Genomic DNA, 2,365 nt, shown 5'->3' on the forward strand with positions numbered 1-2,365 from the left:
AAACAGCCAAAGCTTGCTATTCCTGTAAATCTTGTCAAAGTTAATCATTATGCTTCTGCAATAAAAGGAGAAGTAGAAAGATTAGAGACTTTTTCTAAAATGAGCGTGCAAGAGTTTAAAAATAATAGCTTTGCAGTTGATAGAAGCAGGTATTTTATCGTCGTTGCAATAGATAGTGCTTTATGGATTTGTAGGCATGTTTCAAGACAGCTTAAATTAAAGCCTTCAAAAGACTGCTTTAAATCCTTGGCTGAAAATGGTTGTTTATCTGTGGAGCTTGCAGAAAAGCTTGATAAAATTTCTCAGCTTAGAAATGATTTAGCAGACCCAACAAAAAGCGTTGATTTAGATTTTTTGTATAAATTAGTAAAAGGCGATTTTAAGGCTTTAATGGATAGATTTATTTTAGAAATTGCTAAGTCTATCAAGGAAGGATGTAAAGGTGAGAGGTGAGAAGAGGAGAAGATTCTTCGCCGGCTGCGGAAATGACAGACAAGTTTACGCCTTTATCAAATTTTTTGAAACAGTTTAATAAATAAAAAATTCACAAAAACAGGAAGTCTAACAATGGAAATATACATAGGAACCGATATAGTAGAAAACAAAAGAATACAACAAGCCTATGAAAAATACAAAGATAAATTTCTAACAAGAATTTATACACAAAAAGAAATAGAATACTGTTTCAGTAGAAAAGAATACATACAATGCCTTTCTGCAAGATTTGCTGCAAAAGAAGCAACCATTAAAGCATATTACCAAGCCTTTAAAGAAATACTTACATTTAAACAAATAGAAATCTTAGGACACAAAAACCAACCTGCAGAAATTTTACTGCATAACATAGAAAACCATCGTAATTTCAAGATAAAACTCTCCATATCTCACGAAAAAAAATACTCAATCGCTACGGTAATCATATACACTGCATAATTTTAACTGCACCATTTTTCTATTAAATCTTGTAATAAAGCCAATTAAAATTGGCATAAATCTTGCATATATTAATGTAGAAAAAATTACTTCCCTTGGAGGGATGGCTATGCAACTAAGAAAGGAAGAAAGAGAAAGCATAATCAGAGAATTCCTGCCAAAAATAAATTACATAGTAAAATCATTAAAACATCAAAATTTACCGCCAATAGTAGACGAAGAAGACCTTTTCCAAGTTGGAGTACTAGGCTTATATGATGCTCTTGAAAAGTTTGACCCATCAAAAGGAGTAAAATTCTCAACCTATGCAGAAATCAGAGTAAGAGGATATATTCTCGACCATCTTAGACAGCTTGATTGGGTGCCAAGAAATATAAGAAATAAAGTAAAAAACCTTGAAAACAAAATCGTAGAACTTGAAACAAAATTAGGAAGAGAAGCAAAGTTAGAAGAGATAGCAGAATACCTCGGCATGAGCCTTGAAGAGTACATGATATATGCAGAAAAAGCAGTTAATAAAATTCTAATATCTATAGATTCTGATATTAGTAAAGACGACGATGAAAGCTTACACCTTTGGGAAGTTATCTCTACAGATGATGATACACCAGAAAAGTATGTAGAAGAAAAACAACTTAAAGAAATTCTTTCTGATATAATAATGAATAAGCTTGATGAAAGAGAAAGATTGATAGTTACTCTTTACTATTATGAAGACTTAAACATGAAAGAAATTGCAGAAATTTTGGGTTATACAGAATCAAGAGTTTCACAACTTCATACAAAAATTATGTTAAAAATTAGAAAATTGATTGAGAAATATTTAGGAGGAAGATGATAAGAGATAAAATTGATTTAATGATTTATGATGTTGAATCTTTTATCTACTTTGGACAAAAGAAGATAGATAAGATAGTAAAAGAAGGTAGTATTATATCCTTAGAAGATTCGATATTTATTTTAAACAACTTTTCAGAGACTCTAAATAAAATTTCAGAAATCGTTAGTAAAATCCCGGAGATAGAAAGCAAAGAAAAAGCTAGCGATGTTTGTAATATAGCCCTTAGTGCTCTTGCGTGGATCATTTTTACAATCCCGTCTTTAGAAGTCCATACTCCATTATTCCCGGAGAATTTTACAATTTATGAAAAAGATATAATAGACTTTTTAGCTCAAAGCATGGTAGAGCTTGAAAATCTAAAAGAAGATTTAGAAAATCTAAAATTTTTTTCAGTCGATATTGCTAAAAACATCAAAAAAGCATCTTTATTGTTTGGACATCTATCAAAAACATCAGAAAAAAGTATAGATTTTAATTAATATAAATATATAAAATTTTTAGAACCAACATTATCCAACTTAACAAAGTAATCCTTGAGCTAACTTTAAAGCTATCAAAGAAGATCCAAAATTTATTTGTCTTTTCCTATTT

General features: G+C 30.0%; 4 protein-coding genes. All 4 read left to right on the top strand.

All coding sequences use genetic code 11. The annotated features are described in order from the left end of the window. Positions 1–453 (top strand): DUF86 domain-containing protein (locus SULYE_RS07670; RefSeq protein ID WP_007548182.1); only part of this gene is annotated, 453 nt, incomplete at its 5' end. A gap of 114 nt (positions 454–567) precedes the next feature. Further along, positions 568–933: a holo-ACP synthase gene (gene acpS / locus SULYE_RS07675; RefSeq protein ID WP_007548184.1), complete on the top strand. Its 366-nt coding sequence runs from the start codon at positions 568–570 to the stop codon at positions 931–933. A gap of 109 nt (positions 934–1,042) precedes the next feature. Then, on the top strand, positions 1,043–1,771 hold the full coding sequence (locus SULYE_RS07680) for a sigma-70 family RNA polymerase sigma factor (RefSeq protein ID WP_007548186.1): 729 nt from the start codon (positions 1,043–1,045) through the stop codon (positions 1,769–1,771). Further along, the gene (locus tag SULYE_RS07685) at positions 1,768–2,253 is read left to right on the top strand and encodes a hypothetical protein (protein WP_007548187.1); all 486 of its coding nucleotides are present in this window, start codon (positions 1,768–1,770) and stop codon (positions 2,251–2,253) included. Before SULYE_RS07680 ends, SULYE_RS07685 begins: the two co-directional genes overlap by 4 nt. Positions 2,254–2,365: the final 112 nt, after the last annotated feature.

This window comes from Sulfurihydrogenibium yellowstonense SS-5, assembly GCF_000173615.1.
GTDB lineage: Bacteria > Aquificota > Aquificia > Aquificales > Hydrogenothermaceae > Sulfurihydrogenibium > Sulfurihydrogenibium yellowstonense.

What these genes read in the sequence shown, in the direction of transcription:
- acpS (WP_007548184.1), top strand. Translation starts at nt 568, where the DNA reads ATGGAAATATACATAGGAACCGATATAGTAGAAAACAAAAGAATACAA.
- SULYE_RS07680 (WP_007548186.1), top strand. Translation starts at nt 1,043, where the DNA reads ATGCAACTAAGAAAGGAAGAAAGAGAAAGCATAATCAGAGAATTCCTG.
- SULYE_RS07685 (WP_007548187.1), top strand. Translation starts at nt 1,768, where the DNA reads ATGATAAGAGATAAAATTGATTTAATGATTTATGATGTTGAATCTTTT.